Source organism: Pseudomonas frederiksbergensis (assembly GCF_001952935.1).
Classification (GTDB): domain Bacteria; phylum Pseudomonadota; class Gammaproteobacteria; order Pseudomonadales; family Pseudomonadaceae; genus Aquipseudomonas; species Aquipseudomonas frederiksbergensis.
On sequence record NZ_CP018319.1, the window covers coordinates 2,017,381 to 2,035,502 of the forward strand.

General features: G+C 60.6%; 13 protein-coding genes. 3 read left to right on the forward strand and 10 right to left on the reverse strand.

Features of this window, described 5'->3' with window-relative positions; all coding sequences use genetic code 11:
• Positions 1-124: 124 nt before the first annotated feature.
• From hutU to hutC, 3 genes are all read right to left on the reverse strand, one after another.
• Positions 125-1,813: a urocanate hydratase gene (gene hutU, locus PFAS1_RS09365; protein ID WP_074872794.1), complete on the reverse strand. Its 1,689-nt coding sequence runs from the start codon at positions 1,811-1,813 to the stop codon at positions 125-127.
• A 481-nt stretch (positions 1,814-2,294) separates the two neighbouring features.
• On the reverse strand, positions 2,295-2,864 hold the full coding sequence (locus tag PFAS1_RS09370) for a HutD/Ves family protein (protein WP_076028967.1): 570 nt from the start codon (positions 2,862-2,864) through the stop codon (positions 2,295-2,297).
• The gene (gene hutC, locus PFAS1_RS09375) at positions 2,861-3,529 is read right to left on the reverse strand and encodes a histidine utilization repressor (RefSeq protein ID WP_232252242.1); all 669 of its coding nucleotides are present in this window, start codon (positions 3,527-3,529) and stop codon (positions 2,861-2,863) included. The genes PFAS1_RS09370 and hutC overlap by 4 nt, the downstream gene beginning before the upstream one ends.
• A 200-nt stretch (positions 3,530-3,729) precedes the next feature.
• Here hutC and PFAS1_RS09380 point away from each other — a divergent pair, with 200 nt between their 5' ends.
• On the forward strand, positions 3,730-5,094 hold the full coding sequence (locus PFAS1_RS09380; RefSeq protein ID WP_076028968.1) for a formimidoylglutamate deiminase: 1,365 nt from the start codon (positions 3,730-3,732) through the stop codon (positions 5,092-5,094).
• Between the two features lie 129 nt (positions 5,095-5,223).
• On the opposite strand, the gene PFAS1_RS09385 is transcribed toward PFAS1_RS09380, so the two are convergent.
• Complete coding sequence (locus PFAS1_RS09385) at positions 5,224-5,793, reverse strand: lipocalin family protein (protein WP_076028969.1); 570 nt, start codon at positions 5,791-5,793, stop codon at positions 5,224-5,226.
• 31 nt (positions 5,794-5,824) lie between these two features.
• A complete protein-coding gene (locus PFAS1_RS09390) occupies positions 5,825-6,079 on the reverse strand; it encodes a hypothetical protein (protein ID WP_074872779.1) in 255 nt (84 codons plus the stop codon).
• 30 nt (positions 6,080-6,109) lie between these two features.
• Between PFAS1_RS09390 and PFAS1_RS29445 the strand changes: the two genes are divergently transcribed.
• Together PFAS1_RS29445 and PFAS1_RS09395 are read left to right on the forward strand one after the other, a co-directional pair.
• On the forward strand, positions 6,110-6,262 hold the full coding sequence (locus PFAS1_RS29445) for a hypothetical protein (protein WP_156886708.1): 153 nt from the start codon (positions 6,110-6,112) through the stop codon (positions 6,260-6,262).
• Between the two features lie 100 nt (positions 6,263-6,362).
• Positions 6,363-8,255, forward strand: coding sequence for a methyl-accepting chemotaxis protein (locus PFAS1_RS09395; protein ID WP_156886709.1), 1,893 nt, complete (start codon positions 6,363-6,365; stop codon positions 8,253-8,255).
• A gap of 127 nt (positions 8,256-8,382) precedes the next feature.
• Here the strand turns inward: PFAS1_RS09395 and PFAS1_RS09400 are convergent, their stop codons facing one another.
• From PFAS1_RS09400 to PFAS1_RS09420, 5 genes are all read right to left on the reverse strand, one after another.
• Positions 8,383-8,985, reverse strand: coding sequence for a DUF924 family protein (locus tag PFAS1_RS09400; protein ID WP_076028971.1), 603 nt, complete (start codon positions 8,983-8,985; stop codon positions 8,383-8,385).
• A 3-nt stretch (positions 8,986-8,988) separates the two neighbouring features.
• On the reverse strand, positions 8,989-9,999 hold the full coding sequence (locus tag PFAS1_RS09405; protein ID WP_074872770.1) for a class 1 fructose-bisphosphatase: 1,011 nt from the start codon (positions 9,997-9,999) through the stop codon (positions 8,989-8,991).
• Between the two features lie 273 nt (positions 10,000-10,272).
• Positions 10,273-11,646, reverse strand: coding sequence for a DUF3999 domain-containing protein (locus tag PFAS1_RS09410; RefSeq protein WP_076028972.1), 1,374 nt, complete (start codon positions 11,644-11,646; stop codon positions 10,273-10,275).
• Complete coding sequence (locus tag PFAS1_RS09415; protein ID WP_076028973.1) at positions 11,643-15,215, reverse strand: DUF2339 domain-containing protein; 3,573 nt, start codon at positions 15,213-15,215, stop codon at positions 11,643-11,645. Before PFAS1_RS09415 ends, PFAS1_RS09410 begins: the two co-directional genes overlap by 4 nt.
• 289 nt (positions 15,216-15,504) lie before the next feature.
• Entirely contained in the window at positions 15,505-17,955 is a 2,451-nt protein-coding gene (locus tag PFAS1_RS09420; protein ID WP_076028974.1) for a glycogen/starch/alpha-glucan phosphorylase, read from the reverse strand.
• Positions 17,956-18,122: the final 167 nt, after the last annotated feature.

Consider the following 18,122-nt stretch of genomic DNA (forward strand, 5'->3'; position numbering starts at 1 on the left):
TGGAATTCACTGTGAAGCGGCTCTTTGTGGGAGCGGGCTTGCTCGCGAAGAGGCCGGCACATCCAACATCAATGCCGACTGGTCTACCGCTTTCGCGAGCAAGCCCGCTCCCACAGGTATTGCATTACTTGCCGGTAATCATCGGCAGGTTCAGACCCTGCTCCTTGGCGCAGTCGATCGCGATCTGGTAACCCGCATCGGCGTGACGCATGACACCGGTGGCCGGGTCGTTGTGCAGCACGCGAGCGATACGCTCGGCCGCTTCGTCAGTACCGTCGCAGACAATCACCATGCCCGAGTGCTGGGAGAAGCCCATGCCGACGCCGCCGCCGTGATGCAGGGAAACCCAGGTCGCGCCGCTCGCGGTGTTGAGCAGAGCGTTGAGCAGTGGCCAGTCGGACACAGCGTCGGAACCGTCCTGCATCGACTCGGTTTCGCGGTTCGGGCTGGCGACCGAACCGGAGTCCAGGTGGTCGCGACCGATCACGATTGGCGCGGACAATTCACCGCTGCGCACCATTTCGTTGAATGCCAGACCGAGCTTGGCGCGCAGGCCCAGGCCAACCCAGCAGATACGTGCCGGCAGACCCTGGAAGCTGATGCGCTCGCGGGCCATGTCCAGCCAGTTGTGCAGGTGGGCGTCGTCCGGGATCAGCTCTTTGACCTTGGCGTCGGTTTTGTAGATGTCTTCGGCGTTGCCCGACAGTGCAGCCCAGCGGAACGGACCGATGCCGCGGCAGAACAGCGGACGGATGTAAGCCGGTACGAAACCCGGGAAGTCGAATGCGTTCTCGACGCCTTCTTCCTGGGCCATCTGACGGATGTTGTTGCCGTAGTCGAAGGTCGGAATACCCATTTTCTGGAATTCGAGCATCGCTTTAACGTGCACGGCCATGGATTGCTTGGCGGCTTTTACCACGGCAGCCGGCTCGGTCTTGGCGCGAGCGCGGTACTCTTCCCAGGTCCAGCCAGCGGGCAGGTAACCGTTGAGCGGGTCGTGGGCGCTGGTCTGGTCGGTGACCATGTCCGGGCGCACGCCACGCTTGACCAGTTCCGGCAGGATTTCCGCCGCGTTGCCCAGCAGGGCGATGGAAATCGCTTTGCCTTCCTTGGTGTATTTGTCGATGCGGGCCAGCGCGTCGTCGAGGTCGGTGGCTTGCTCATCGACATAGCGGCTGTTCAGGCGGAAATCGATGCTGACCTGCTGGCATTCGATGTTCAGCGAGCAAGCGCCAGCCAGGGTCGCGGCCAATGGTTGAGCGCCGCCCATGCCGCCGAGGCCTGCGGTCAGGACCCAACGACCTTTGAGGTCATCGTTGTAGTGTTGGCGACCGGCTTCGACGAAGGTTTCGTAAGTGCCCTGGACGATGCCTTGGCTGCCGATGTAGATCCAGCTGCCGGCAGTCATCTGGCCGTACATGGCCAGGCCTTTGGCGTCGAGTTCGTTGAAGTGTTCCCAGCTCGCCCAGTGTGGCACCAGGTTGGAGTTGGCGATCAATACGCGCGGGGCGTTGCTGTGGGTCTTGAACACGCCGACCGGCTTGCCGGATTGCACCAGCAGGGTCTCGTCGTCGTTCAGGTTGGTCAGGCTTTCGACGATCTTGTCGTAGCATTCCCAGTTACGCGCCGCACGACCGATACCACCGTAAACCACCAGTTCTTTAGGGTTCTCGGCGACTTCCGGGTCGAGGTTGTTCATCAGCATGCGCAGCGGCGCTTCAGTCAGCCAGCTCTTGGCGGTCAGCTTGTTACCGCGTGCGGCACGGATTTCAACGTCACGATACTTCGTAGGTTTCTGGGTATTGTCAGTCACGAAAAAGACTCCTCAGCGATAAATCCAAACCAACCCTGGCGGTGGGTAAGCCAGCCTGTGCGCGTCAACGCGACACAAGCGAATCAGTGGACGTTGCGAGGAGCCTCGATCGACTCATACGCATACGTCTTTACTTGTACATACAAGCATATGCAATCAAGCGGCCAACTTACTGGATGAGTGTTCAAGAAAAGTTTTGAACATGGCTGGAGAGCGCCTGGATCAAGGGTTCTGGCAAAGATGAAATTTTTCGGGAGGGTTTTACGAGGAGGATTACAGCTGTTACTTGAGCGGGGTTTTGCGCCACGCTGGGGCGTTCGGTAACAAGTTGGTGCGCAGTTTCGAATCAGATGATCGTTCCCACGCTCTGCGTGGTAACGCCGCCATGGACGCTCCGCGTCCGCTGTTGCGACGGTGACGCGGAGCGTCACGGGATGCATTCCCACGCGGGAGCATGGGAACGATCAGTGGTGGTATTGGATCAGCGTGCAGTCAGCTCGATCACACAGCACTGGCCCTTGATGGAGATATCCAGCAGTCCGACATTACCGACGAGTTGCAGGCAATCATGGCGACCCAGTTGTGCGTCGCTGTTACCGACCGTCACTTCAAGCGCTTCGGTGACACTGAACACCAACACGGTGCCGGCCGAACTGAAAAACCGCTGCTCGCCGTCCAGCCACTGCAACCGCGCGCTATAACGCTGCGGTGCATAAATCAGATTGAAGTCGCGGATCGGCCCACCGAGCAATGTGCAGGAAACCTGGCTCTCGCCACTGAAAGCAAACGGGTCCAGCGGTAACAATGGCCGAGTGTCCTGACCATCAACCCGCAAGGTCATGCCGTCGCCTTGCAATACGGTGATCACTCGCTCATAGCCGGCGAATGTTGAGAAACCGCCCGACTCGCCGATGTCGGCAATCGACAGGCGCCAGCCGAAACCTTCAAGGCCGGCACCTCCATCACGGGTGATTTCTTCAGTGCTGCCGCCGCCGTTTTTCCACGGCATGCGCGGGTAATCTTTTGCGCGTAGAACCTTTACTTGATTCATTTATGAAACCGACCTTCCAAACGATGACGGGAACCAGGGTGGATCAAACGGGCGGCGGTCACTGGCTGACGGCCGGACCAGGTGCGGCGACGAATCAGCAGGCACGGCTCGCCCTTTTCAATCTGCAGCAACTTGCATTCGGACGGCTCGGCGAGAATCGCTTCGACCACGTGCTCGCCTTCGGTCAGCGGCGCGACCTGGTTCAGATAGGCGTACGGCGTTTGCAGGGTGAAGTCTTGCTTGAGGTACTCCGGCGCCACCAGTGCGTTGACGAAACGGTCTTCGATTTGCACCGGGATATCGTTTTCGAAATGCACGATCAGCGAGTGAAAGACTTTCTGGCCTTCACGCATGTCCAGGGCCAATGCACGCTCGGAACCGGCGGCCTCTTCCTCGAGGGTGATGACCTTGCAGGTGTGGCGATGGCCACGGGAGGCGATTTCGTCGGCGATGTTGTGGACTTCAAACAACGCGGACTGGCTTTTCGGTTCGGCGACGAACGTGCCGACACCCTGCATGCGCACCAGCAGACCATCGGCGGTCATCTCGCGCAGGGCGCGGTTGATGGTCATACGGCTGAAACCCAGCTGGCTGACCAGCTCGCTTTCCGACGGAACGCGGTAGTGCGGCGGCCAGTTTCCACTGTCGATCTGCTGGGTGATCATCTGTTTGACGCGGGCGTACAAGGGCGCCGGACTGTCGCCCAGATTGGCGCTCAGATTGGCATTCGGCGGCAATGTGGCAGAGGGAGTCGGCACGGTTAATCCTTGTTCGTTTAGTAAAGGTTGCTAGCTTGCCGGAGTTTACCGAGCAGGCAAACGTCTGTATATGTATATACAAATAACACACGATGGGGTGCTGAACCATGTCCGCCTTCTTTGCCGAACGCGCGCTGCTGCCTAGTGGATGGGCCAACAATGTACGTCTTGAGGTCAGCGCCGATGGCGTGTTGACCCATATCCAGGCCGATTCCAACGCAGATGGCGCCGAACGGCTTAGCGGTCCGCTGCTGCCGGGTATGCCGAATCTACACTCCCACGCCTTCCAGCGCGCCATGGCCGGGCTGGCGGAAGTGGCGGGTAATCCGAATGACAGTTTCTGGACCTGGCGCGACTTGATGTATCGCCTCGTCGGAAAAATCAGCCCGGATCAACTCGGCGTCATCGCCCGTCAGCTGTACATCGAAATGCTCAAGGCTGGTTACACCTCGGTCGCGGAGTTTCATTACGTACACCACGACACCAACGGCCAGCCTTACGCAGACCCGGCCGAACTGGCGCTGCGCATCAGCCACGCCGCCAGCTCCGCCGGGATTGGCCTGACCCTGCTGCCGGTGCTCTACAGCCATTCCGGTTTCGGCGGCCAGGCCCCGAACGACGGCCAGCGTCGCTTCATCAACAGCACCGAAAACTACCTCAAGCTTCAGTCGCGCTTGCAGCCGATCCTGGCGCAGCAACCGGCGCAGTCGCTGGGTTTGTGTTTCCACTCGTTGCGCGCGGTAACACCGCAGCAGATCAGCGAAGTATTGGCGGCCAGCGACAAGCAGTGCCCGGTACACATTCACATTGCCGAACAGCAGAAGGAAGTCGATGACTGCCTGAGCTGGAGCGGCCGCCGTCCGCTGCAATGGCTGTACGAAAACACTGAAGTCGATCAGCGCTGGTGCCTGGTTCACGCCACCCACGCCAACCCGGAAGAAGTCACGCTGATGGCCAAGAGCCGCGCCATCGCCGGCTTGTGCCTGACGACCGAAGCCAACCTCGGCGACGGGATTTTCCCGGCGGTGGATTTCCTCGCTCAGGGCGGGCGCATGGGCATCGGTTCCGACAGCCATGTGTCATTGAGCGTGGTGGAAGAATTGCGTTGGCTGGAATACGGCCAGCGTCTGCGCGACCAACGACGTAACCGTTTGTATGGCGCGGATCAGCCGATGGTTGGCCGCACGCTGTACGACGCGGCACTGGATGGCGGCGCTCAGGCGCTGGGTCAGCCGATTGGTGCGCTCGAAGTTGGCAAACGTGCGGATTGGCTGGTGCTGGACGGCAACGATCCGTACCTGGCGACAGCCAGCGGCGACGGGATTCTCAATCGTTGGTTGTTTGCCGGTGGCGATCGCCAGGTGCGGGATGTGCTGGTCAATGGCCAGTGGGTTGTGCGCGATGGGCGGCATGCTGGCGAAGAAGAAAGTAACCGCGCCTTCACCCAAGTCCTGCGCGATTTGTTGGGTTAACCCCCCGCCGATCGTTCCCACGCTCTGCGTGGGAATGCAGCCCGGGACGCTGCGCGTCCCAACAGCAGACGCAGAGCGTCCATTGAGGCATTCCCACGCGGAGCGTGGGAACGATCAGTAGCGCAGTGATCAGTTAGAAGTCTTGGCCATCTGCGTATCTGTCGCGCGCCAGATCAGTCGCGTCGTGTCATAACCCTGCTGACGCGCCTTGCTCAGCAGTTCCTCACGCACTACGCCATTGACCGTCGGGGTCCGTGACAGCAGCCACAGATACTTGCGGCTCGGGTCGCCAACAATGGCGGTCTTGTAGTCATCACTGACGTACAACACCCAATACTCGCCCTTCGCCACACCCGGAATCAACCGCGAAAACCAGGTATCGAACTCGACCCACAGCTTGTCGGTCTTGCCCGGTTCCTGTGGCCAGGCAACGCCTTTGGCCTCTTCCCATTGCCAGTCCGCTGTCAGGCAGCGATTGAGCACCAACACCTTGCCGTCAGGCTTGAGCGTGTAATGGGCTTCGGATTGCGCGCAGTTGCGCTGGAAATACATCGGCAGACGAGCCAACTCGTACCAGGTCCCTTGGTACTTCTTGAGATTGACGCTATTGGCAGTTTTCGGTGCCAACGGATCTACGCCAGAGGTGGCGCAGCCGGCCAAAACCAGGCTGGCTAAAAGGACTATCAGTAACCGCTTCATTGTTTTTCTCCCGTGGGCGTATAACCCCGGTTTACTTCAGGCCTTGGCCGGAAAACATCAACACTTTGTCACCGGCGTACTGCACGCTGATAAAGCTGTTCTTGTCACCCCAGGTGCAACTGGACATGCCGAGCGCGCCCGAGCAATCGGCGGGTTTGCCCAGCAAGTTTTCCACTTCGGCCTTGGGCATGCCTGACGACAGCTTCGAGTAGTTTTCCTGATTAACCTTGCTGCACGCGGCCAACAACACGCAGAACGAAAGCAGGGCAATAGAACGCAGCGACATGGTGTAGCTCCTGGGGCGAAGGGGAATGGCATGGCTGCCAAGCTGAAGCTTAGAAGAGAAAACCCCTGTCTGGTTCCCCGGCCGCACGGCTATTTATTTGGCCGTTCGTCTGCCTTATTTGGAAAATCTGCAACTTTACTTTCGCTATTGGGTATTTCGTCGGTTTTCGCAAAAACCGCCTAATCTTTGGCGCCGGCCAGTCGACATAAAAGCAGCGCAACGCCCACGACTGTGGCAAATTGACGCCCCTTTGTTGACCAGCCCCTCCGCGGTAGCTCATTTAATGACCAGAAACATGAAGTTCAGCCACAAGATCTTGTTGGCTGCCGCCCTCGTGGTGGCCGTTGCATTCGCTTGTTTCATACTTTTCAACGACTACCGCCAGCGCCAAACCCTGCGCAGCAGTACCGAATCCTCGATGCAGGAACTCGGCAGCCTGACCACCAGCAACATCCAGACCTGGCTGGAAAGCCGCATTCAATTGCTGCAATCACTGTCCCAGCAGATCGCCGTGGACGGCAGCGCTGCGGCCAGCCTCAAGCGCGCCATCGACTTGCCGGCCTACACCACTAACTTTCAGCTGAGCTATTTCGGTGGCACTGACGGTGTGATGTTCTCGGTCCCGGCCGGCAATCGTGCCGCGGATTACGATCCCCGTGCCCGTGGCTGGTACAAGGCGGCGAACACTGCGCAACAGACCATCGTCACCGAACCTTATATCGCCGCGTCGTCAGGCAAACTGGTGATCACCGTCGCCACGCCGGTGAAACATCAGAATCAAATGATCGGCGTCGCCGGTGCAGACATCGACCTGTCCAGCGTCAGCGCGATCATCAACTCGCTGAACTTCGGCGGCCACGGCCATGCGTTCATCGTCAGCGCCGACGGCAAGATCCTGATTCATCCAGACAGCAAACTGGTGCTCAAGAGCCTGGCCGACGCCTACCCGAACGGTGCGCCGAAAGTCAGCCCGGGCATGAAAGAAGTCGAGATCGACGGCAAGACCCAATTCATCTCCTTTACCCACGTCAATGGTGTGCCCTCTGCAGACTGGTACGTGGCGCTGGTGCTGGATCAGGACACCGCGTTCTCGATGCTCAGCGAGTTCCGCACCTCGGCGATCATCGCCATGGTCATTGCCGTGGTGATTATCATCGCGTTGTTGGGCATGTTGATCAGCTTCCTGATGCAGCCGCTGCTGACCATGGGCCGCGCCATGCATGACATCGCCGAAGGCGAAGGTGACCTGACCAAACGCCTGACGATTCACGGCCAGGACGAGTTCGGTGCGCTGGGCACCTCGTTCAACCGTTTTGTGGAGCGGATTCATACGTCGATTCGCGAAGTGTCCTCGGCCACCGGCCAGGTCAACGAAGTCGCCTTGCGTGTGGTGGCGGCGTCGAACTCGTCAATGTTCAACTCCGACCAGCAAGCCTCGCGCACCAGCAGCGTGGCCGCCGCCATCAACGAACTGGGCGCTGCCGCCCAGGAAATCGCCCAGAACGCCGCCCTCGCCTCTCAGCATTCGAGCGATGCTCGCGCCTTGGCCGAGGACGGTCAGCAAGTCGTGGATAAAACCATCGCGGCGATGCAGCAGCTCTCGGCGAAGATCAGCGATTCGTGCGGCAACATCGAAACACTCAATAGCAACACCGTGAACATCGGGCAGATTCTGGAAGTGATCACCAGCATCTCCCAGCAGACCAACCTGCTGGCACTCAACGCCGCCATCGAAGCGGCCCGGGCCGGTGAAGCCGGTCGCGGTTTTGCCGTGGTCGCGGACGAGGTGCGCAACCTCGCGCACCGAACCCAGGATTCGGCGCAGCAAGTGCAGAAGATGATCGAGGAACTGCAAGTCGGCGCCCGGGAAGCCGTGATCACCATGACCGACAGCCAGCGCCAGAGCGAAAGCAGCGTCGGCATCGCCAATCAGGCGGGCGAACGTCTGGGCAGCGTGACCCAGCGCATCGGTGAGATCGACGGGATGAACCAGTCGGTGGCCACTGCGACAGAAGAGCAGACGGCGGTGGTGGAGTCGATCAACGTCGACATTACCGAGATCAACACGCTGAACCAGGAAGGCGTGGAGAACTTGCAGTCGACCTTGCGTGCGTGTTCAGACCTTGAGCAGCAGGCGGCGCGGTTGAAGCAGTTGGTGGGTAGTTTCAGGATTTAACTGCCAGTCACTGATCGTTCCCACGCTCCGCGTGGGAATGCCTCAACGGACGCTCCGCGTTCGGCTCTGGAAGGGACGCGGAGCGGCCCGGGCTGCATTCCCACGCGGAGCGTGGGAACGATCAAAGCTAGAAGCGGGATCCGGGGCCTGAAAGAAACTCCAGCTCTTCAGCCGTAGATTCCCGGCCCAACACCGCATTGCGATGCGGAAACCGTCCAAAACGCGCAATGATCTTCTGATGCCGCTCGGCATAATCCAGGTTGTCGGCAAACACCGCCCGATCCGCCTCGGGTTGCTGTTCAACCAGATCGATAAACCGCGAAACCGCCTCGTTCTGCACCGCCAGATTCTCGCAATGCTCGAACACCAGGTAGATGAACACTCGCTGGATCGGCCGCAACTGCCGATCGAAATCCGCAGCAATGCCTTGCGCCACCAGTGCCTGGGCCCTGAGATCGCCTGAAAAGGATTTGGGAGTGTCGCGATAGATCATGCGCGGCAGTTGATCGAGCAACAGCACCAGGGCCAGCCAACCTTCGGGGCGTTGCGCCCACTCGGTCAATCCGCCGGCCAGTGCCTGCTCGACCTGGTCCCCGAAACGCGTGCGCGCTTCGAGGTCCTGGCTGGCGCGCTTGCCGAACCATAACTTGCCCTTGTCAGCCGCTATTTCGTTGGGGGATTGGAGTGTTCCGAACCACCATTCGAGCAACGGCTGCCAGGGCGCGGTCATGGTTTATTCCTTGTGGTAAGCCGTGACGCGCTCGACTTCTTCTTTCGAGCCGAGGAATACGGCGACACGCTGGTGCAAGCCGTCAGGCTTGATGTCGAGGATGCGCTGATGGCCATCAGTGGAAGCGCCGCCAGCCTGTTCAACCAGGAACGACATCGGGTTGGCTTCGTACATCAGACGCAGTTTGCCCGGCTTGGACGGCTCGCGGCTGTCGCGTGGGTACATGAACAAGCCACCACGGGTCAGGATGCGGTGCACGTCCGCGACCATCGCGGCGACCCAGCGCATGTTGTAGTTCTTTTTCAACGGGCCTTCTTCGCCCGCCAGCAATTCGCTGACGTAGCGTTGTACCGGCGCTTCCCAGTGACGCTGGTTGGAGGCGTTGATCGCGAATTCCTGAGTGGACTCCGGGATCTTGATGTCTTCATGAGTCAGCACGAAGCTGCCCATTTCGCGGTCCAGGGTGAAACCTTTTACGCCGTCGCCCAGGGTCAGGATCAACATGGTCTGTGGACCGTAGATCGCGTAACCGGCAGCCACTTGCTCGGTGCCTGGCTGCAGGAAAGCCTTTTCGTTCAAAGGCTCGTTTTGGCTCAGGTATTCGTTCGGGCAACGCAGCACCGAGAAGATCGTACCGACCGGTGCGTTGATATCGATGTTCGACGAGCCGTCCAGTGGGTCGAAAACCAGCAGGTACGCGCCTTTCGGGTATTTGCCCGGGATCTGGTAGGCATTGTCCATTTCTTCGGACGCCATGCCGGCCAGGTGACCGCCCCATTCGTTGGCTTCGAGCAGGATCTCGTTAGAGATCACGTCGAGTTTCTTCTGCACTTCACCTTGGACGTTTTCAGTGCCCATGCTGCCCAGAACACCGCCGAGGGCGCCTTTGGACACGGCGTGGTTGATCTCTTTGCAAGCACGCGCCACCACTTCGATCAGGAAACGCAGATCGGCAGGGGTGTTGTTGCTACGGGTCTGCTCAATCAAATAGCGACTCAGGGTAACGCGGGACATGGAAGGCTCCGGTGGAATGGGGGGCTAAAAACCCGCGCAGTTTAACGCGAGTCAGGGCGCATTTCCTCCTATCAGACGTGTTACACCCAATAGAGTTCATGCGCCCGGTTTAGCGTAGTTCGAAACAGAGGAGATGTGAGCGGAGGATGAGTGGCAGTTTCGTGACTTTCTTTGCCTGACATTCCGTCTTCGCGAGCAAGCCCGCTCCCACAGTGGAATGCGGACCCTGTGGGAGCGGGCTTGCTCGCGAATGGCGCGCAGCGCCAGCCATTCTCAAGATTTGGTAGCAGGCTTGCGCAACAGACTGAACGCCATCGCGCCCAGAAACAAAACACTGAGCAACAACACCGCCCACAACCCGAACTTCTTCCAGTTGGTGTCCGTCGTCGCCGCTGTTGTCACGGTCGATGCTGGCGTGGCCACCAGCCCGCCGTCCACTGTGGCCTTGCCCAACGTCGCCAACTTTGCAGCGCTGTAATCCGGAATCAACGTCGACAGCGGCAGGCTCGCCGCCTTCACCGTGGCACTTCCCAGCGCGAGCGTATAAGGCCCTGCCCCGCGCGCCAGGAACACCAGATGAATGGAGCGCACGGCGAATTGCACCGTCGGGGCCTCGGCACCCAGGCCGCCGCCGCGCTCGTCCACCGTCAGCTTCAACTGCTGTACGGTTTGCCCCGGCAGCTGCAATTCGTTCTGCTCCACATCCTGGCCATTCTGGGTCAGGCGATAGAGCAAACCGCTGCTCAACGGCTGCCACGGCAAGCTGCTTTCCCGACGACCGGACAAGGTCACGGGCGCCAAACTGTTGGGCTGACTCAATTCGACCTGCAAGCGCTCGACATTCAGTCCCATCGGTAATTGCCAGGTGTATTCACCCGCCTTAACGCTGCTGCCGGCCAGCGGCTGCGACCAGACAAGCGGTAGCGGCAGGCTGCGGGTCTTGGCGCTTTGCAATTGCGCCGAGGTCAACGTCGGGGCCGATTGCGGCGTGTTCCACAGCAAGCGCAGATAACGGGCCGATTGACCCGGCAGGGCGACTTCATGCTGCTCGACCTGTTCGTCGGCAAACGTGAGGCGCGCCACCTGACCTTCACCCCACGATTGCCAGTGCTGCAGGTCGTCGCTGGCTTCGATGGTGAAACGCTGGAAGCCATCGCGTTCGCTGGTCCAGTCGAGGATCAACTGCTGCAACGGGGCTTTGATGCTGCTGGCGTCGAGCAACCAGCCGCGCAGCACTTCTTCGCCCGCCTCCAGTTGACTGGATGGCTGCACTTCGACCAGCGTGCCGTTGGCGCTCGATTGCACCCGTACGCTCGGGGCACGCTCAGTGGAGTCCGCCGAGTTGTACAGCGGGAACCACTTCACGTCAGTCAGGGTACGGTTGTCGCTGGTCTGCGCCGGCGCACGCGCCAAGGAATACGCCTGGGCCTCACCGGCGGCATTGAAAACGCGCACATCGCTGAGATCGGTTTGCCGCGCATTCAATTGCACACTCAACGGCAATTCGAGGCGATACCACGGACCTTCGCCGCTGACCGACAACGGCACCTGCGTGGCGAAGTCCGCCAGTTTTTCCTGGGCACTGGCCGACAGCGCCACACCCAGGGCAACAGCGCCCAACCAGACCCGGTTCAGCTTCTGACTCAAGACGACACTCCTTCGGTTTGCGGGGCCGGTTTTTCAGCCTCCGGCTCAGCATCAAAGCGCTTGGGCGGCAACGGGGCGAAATAGCCCACCACCAACAGCAATACGCCAACGCCGATAAACGAGACGATCCGGGCGAGTCCGCCGCGGTTACTCAATTCGACAAAGAACAGTTTGGCCACCACCACACCAATCAGCGCTGCACCAATCAGCCAGACTTCGCGGCGATGACGCAAATGACCGCCGATCATCAGACTCAGGGCCATCAAGGTCCAGACGATGGACAGGCCGGCCTGCACCAGCATGGATTCGAGCAATAAATCCAACTCGAACGGCACACCGCCCCAATGGTGAGCCGTGCGCATTACCAGCGCCGTGAAGAACACAAACAGCGAGGCGCCAGCGATCAGTTGCGTGGCGTGTTCGGCATAGTCCTTGCGGATCGCCAGTTGTGTCACGGCGCTGCGGGACCATGCGTAGACGCCGAACAGCGCAAACAGCAGACCCAACTCCAGCGGGTTGATCAGCGGCACGTACGGCAACGGTTCGGCGGTGCCATCGCTAACGATGTTCGCCAGCCAGAACCAGCCGAGCATCAGCAACGCCAGCGGTGCCGCCGCGTACACGCGGTATTCGCGCGAATAAGCCGACACCGGCCATGGCCAGGCACGAGGAGCCGCCGCGAGTACCAGATACAGGCTCGGCAGAATCGCCCAACCCAACCAACGCCAGGCGTTGTACTGCTCGGACAACAGCAACAGGCCGTAACGCAGCTCCAGGGCCAGCACACCGATCAACAGCCAGCAGCCGAGCACGTGCGCGGTACTGAGCGCGCGCGCCGGCAACATCGGCGCCAGACGCCGCAGGGAGATGAAGTGCACGACGAACACGGCCGCCCATACCAGCCAACCAACATTGGCCGCTGGGTGATAACGCGAGTGCCACGCAGCCAGCAACACCAAGCCGGACGCAGGCATCAGCAAGGTGCAGAGCAAGCCCAGCGCCGACCATTTCAAACGCAACGCCAAGACTGTCCACAGAGCCACACTCGCTGCCGCAACCGCCAGCAACAACGTCGCTTGCAGATTCAACGGTACAAAGCGCAGCACCTCACTGACCCACGCCAATGCCCACCAACCCGCGCCCCACACCAGCAGCACTTCGGACAAACGCTGCAAGCTCAGCACATCGAAAGCCGAGGCATGATTGCCGAGCTGCAAGCGCCAGGCGCCCACCATCGCAGCCAAACCCAACACCAGCGGCGTCCAGAAACCGCTATGAGCCAGAGGTTTCAATCCTTCGCTCGCCAACGGTCCAAGCAAATCCGGCCCGGCCAGCAGGAACGCCGCGCCACCGATCACTTGCAACAGCAAACCGAAGACAAAACTCACGCGCTGTTTGAGGTACAGGCTGAGCCAGATGATGAACAAACCGCTGGCCGCCCATACCGCACTCGCTGTTTGCCAAGGCAGGACGAACAGCACCGCCAGATTGATCAACACCAGACCGGCCAGCAGCACCACCGACAAGCCGCGCAGCAAGCGCACGTCGCTTCGGACCATCTCATCGCGCGCCGCCAGCAACATGCCAGCGATCAGCGCCAGGCCGATCAACGACGCACTCAACAAACCGCTCCAACCCGCGTTGAATACAGCGCCGGACTCACCGCTCGAACCTTGCAGCCGCAGCAGGAACAACGCACCGCCGAGCAACTGCACGGCGAATGCGGTGAACAGGAAGGTGCGCGATTGCAGACGCAAGCCAACGAACAACGTCGCCAACCCCGCCAGTGCCCAACTGATCGCCGTGCCATGAGTGAAGAAAAACAACGGCGCCAGCAGATAAAGAAAGGTCAAACCGAGGCAGGCCAATACCGGCAGCCCTTTGCGTTCCCAGTCCGACGCCTGCTCGGGCAAGGCTTTGCGCAACTGGTAGAAACTGAACAACAACGCTACGCCGAGCATCAACGCGCCGAGCGGCGCACCCTCGAGCAGACTACTTTCGCCGATTCGCAATTCACCGAGGAAGGCAAGGGCCGAGCCCAGTTGCAGCAGCAAGGCAAAGGCTCGGGCCAGCGGTCGTTGCTGACGCAGGCCCAGCCAGAAGATGCCGGCGCCTTCGACGGCCCAGGCAGCAGCGGTCCAGCGCGCATCGAGCCCCAAGGGAATCGCCAGGCTGGCGAAGATCACCCCCAGCGCCAGGCAGGTTTCCGCCAGCAGCAACGCGCGTCCGCCCATCAGCAGCCGCGCCAGGCCCATGTAAATCATGCCCAACGCCAACGCGCTGAAGGCTGCGGCGAACTCCAGGTGCTGGACCAACGCGAATTGCAAGCCGAAGCCCACCAACGGAGGACCGAACAGCATCGTGCCGTCGACGTAATCGCCCTTGCGCGCCGACCAGTGCAGCAGCGCTTCACGGCTGTCGTCCTCTGGCGCATCGCTCATTTCCAGCAACTTGCGCCGGGCGAACAGCAGACCGATGGCCAGGTACATCAGGAAGAACACAATCAGGAACGGCTCAGTGCTCCACAACAATTCCGGCGTGTAGGAACGCAGGCCCCAGGCGAAACCGATGCCGAAGGTGCCGACGAAGCCGATCAGGTTGAGCAGCCGCCAGGCCTTGAACCAGGCGATGGCGAGGATGCCGGCGTTGAGCAAGGCGAAGTAACTGAACAGTGCGACATGATTGCCGGCACCGGTTGAGGTCAGGATCGGCGCAGCAAAACCGCCCAACGCCGCAGCGGCAGCCAGGCCCAAGGCATCCTGGGTGATGGCGAGAATCGCCGAGAACACCGTCACCGCGACCAGCAGACCCAACGCCGCCGTAGGATCGAGCAGCGGATGCAGGCGCATCGCAGCAAACACGGTCAGGTACAACACCGCGATCCCAGTGCCTTGCAGCATCAACGCGTAATGGTTGTTGCGCGTTCTAAGCCACCAGCCCAGCCCCAGAAGCCCCAATGCCGCCGCCGCAACACCGGCATAACGCAACTCGATCGGCACCACCATGCCTTCGGTGGCGTAACGCAACAGGAAGGCCAGGCCGAGAAACAACAGCACCACACCGACCCGCAGCACCGTGTTGCCGCCGAACAGCCAGTTGCGGGCGCCACTGATGGCGCGATCGATGAAGTTCGGCCCACGCGGGATGGCGGGTTGTTGCGGCTCGCGGGCGACCGGCTGGGGTTTCCAGGCATCGACGGGCACTGGACGGCTCGCTTCGGCGGCGGCCACGGTGACCGGTTCGAGTTCGGGGGGGAGTTCCCAGATCAGCTCCGGGGCTTCGACAGGAATTTCGTCGAGCGTGAATTCAGGAGACGGCTCGGGCTCGTGGGTTTCCGGCGTCTTGACGCCCGACACTTCCAGCAATGACAGTCGTTGCTGCAGCGCATTCAACGCGATCTGAGCCTGATCAAGCAGCTTACGTTGCTCGGCGGCCTGTGAATCCAGGCGGCCAATGCGAATGGCCTGGCCAATACCCAACCCGAGCAGCGCGCCCAGCAGCGCATCGCTGAACGACTCGTCGAGTACCCAGCCCAGCACCAGCCCAATCAGCATGAACATCCATTGCATGGTCGATATCCCTAAGCGGCCCCGCTGCGGGGCGAATCCGGGCGATACAGCGTCTGGTTCAGTCTAGTGACCAGTCACCCGGAATCCAGTGTGAGAGCAGATTGCATCTGCACCACAAATCCAATGTGGGAGCGGGCTTGCTCGCGAAAGCGGCAGGTCAGTCAACATGAATGCTGAATGATCAACCGCTTTCGCGAGCAAGCCCGCTCCCACAAGGGGTCAAGTTGGCGCTTAGTATATCGATCAGGCCCAACAACCGTCGGGCCTTGCTCGCAATTATTGCTAAAAGTTACTCCAAAGCTTTCCAGATATCGGTGGCGTACTCGCGAATGGTCCGGTCGGACGAGAACCAGCCCATCCTGGAGGTATTCAATACCGCCGAACGCCACCATTCCTTCGAATCGTGCCAATGGGCTTCTACCCGCATCTGCGCTTCCCAGTAAGAGTCGAAATCGGCGCAGACCAGGAAGCGATCGTAGTCGATCAGCGAATCGATCAATCCTGTGTAACGGGAAGGATCATCCGGCGAGAACACCCCGCCGCGTATCGCTTGCAGCACGTCATTGAGCCGGTGGGAGGCCGCAATATCCGGCGTCGCGTTGAACTCATGGTTCTGCTTGCGCGCTTCAACCTGCTGGGCGCTGAGGCCGAAGATGAACATGTGTTCGACGCCGATGCGTTCGCACATTTCCACGTTCGCCCCGTCCAGGGTGCCGATGGTCAGCGCGCCGTTGAGGCCGAATTTCATGTTGCTGGTGCCCGAAGCCTCGAAGCCTGCGGTGGAAATCTGCTCCGACAAATCCGCGGCCGGGATGATGCTTTCCGCCAGACTGACGTTGTAGTTGGGCAAGAACACCACTTTGAGCAAACCGCGCACGGTCGGGTCGTTGTTCACCACCCGGGCGATGTCGTTGGTCAATTTGATGATCAGCTTGGCCTGGTGATAACTGGCCGCCGCCTTGCCGGCGAAGATCTTCACCCGGGGCACCCAATCGACTTCCGGTTCGGCGCGAATCGCCTGATACAGCGCGACGGTGTGCAAAAGGTTCAGCAACTGACGTTTGTATTCGTGGATCCGTTTGACTTGCACGTCGAACATCGCGGCCGGGTTGACCGCAACGCCAAGTCGCTCATGAATGATGTACGCCAGGGCTTTCTTGCTGTGCAGGCGCTGCTCGGCGAAGGCCTTGCGGAACGCGGCTTTCTCGGCGAAGGGTTCCAGGCCGAGCAAGCGCTCTTCGGCGTTGTCCAGCAGATCCGGGCCGAGGGCGTCGACCATCATCGAGGTCAGCTCAGGGTTGGCCTGGTAAAGCCAGCGGCGGAAGGTGATGCCGTTGGTCTTGTTGTTGATCCGGTCCGGGTAGAGCTTGTGCAGTTCGGAAAATACCGTTTTGCGCATCAGCTGCGTGTGCAGCCCGGACACGCCGTTGACGCTGTGGGAACCAAGGAACGCCAGGTTGCCCATGCGCACACGGCGGCCGTTGTCTTCTTCGATCAGCGACACCGCGCGCAGCACCTCGAAGTCATGGATGCCCTTGGCCCGCAGCGAATCGATGTGCTGGGCGTTGATCAAATAAATGATCTGCATGTGCCGTGGCAGCATCCGCTCCATCAAACCGACCGGCCAGGTTTCCAGCGCTTCCGGCAGCAGCGTGTGGTTGGTGTAGGACAGCGTGTCGACGGTGACCTGCCATGCCGCATCCCACGCGACGTCATAGACATCGACCAGTTGCCGCATCAGTTCGGCCACGGCAATCGAGGGGTGGGTGTCGTTGAGCTGGATCGCGGCATGATCGCCCAGGGTCAGGACCGAGGTGTGCATATTGCGATGGCGGCGCAGCAAGTCCTGCAAGGACGCGGCGACGAAGAAATACTCCTGGCGCAGGCGCAGTTCCTGGCCGGCTTCGGTGCTGTCCGCCGGGTAGAGCACCCGGGAAATACTTTCGGCCCGGGCGACTTCTGCCACGGCGCCCAAGTGGTCGCCGGCGTTGAAGCGCTCCAGGTGCAAATCTTCCATGGCCCGGGCGCGCCACAGGCGCAACGTGTTGACGCTCGCTCCGCGCCAGCCGACGACCGGCGTGTCATACGCAATCGCGCGAACGGTTTCCGCTGGCGTCCAGACTTGCTTGGACTTGCCGGCTTCGTCGGTGACGGTTTCGACACTGCCGCCGAAACCGATCGGGTAAACGACCTCTGGCCGCTCGAACTCCCAAGGGTTACCGAAATCCAGCCAGTGTTCGGTCTGTTCCTGTTGCCAACCGTCGACGATGGCCTGGCGGAACAAACCGTGTTCGTAACGAATGCCGTAACCGTGGCCGGCAATACCGAGGGTCGACATGCTTTCCATGAAGCACGCGGCCAGACGACCGAGGCCGCCGTTGCCCAACGCTGCGTCGGGCTCCAGCAGACGGATGCGCTCAAGGTCGACGCCGAGTTCAGTCAGGGCCTCGCGGGCGACGTCCAGCAAGCCAAGGTTGCTCAGGCTGTCGTAGAGCAGACGGCCGATCAGGAATTCGAGGGAAAGGTAATAAACCCGCTTTTGACCTTTGCGGTAAATCTGTCGGGTGTGATCCATCCAGTGCTCGACCATGTGATCGCGCGCCGCCAGGGCAATGGCTTCGAACCAGTCGTGGTCGAAGGCGTGATCCGGGTCTTTGCCCACCGCGTAGGTGAGTTTGGTCAAGACGGCGTCGCGAAATGCGGCCACCTCTGCTTCGCGAACAAGTGGTTCTTGAGTCATTGATAGGACCTCGAGCGAGCGTGGAGTTGTTGAGCCTAGACGGTCTGACAGGCCGTTGGAACTCTGGTTCGGCAGTTTTTCCCGTTAGTGTGAGATAGATCGACATTACCTTGCCGCGCACCGGAAAGAATGCAGGGGCCGTGCCGGGTTACAGGTGTTATCGGGCG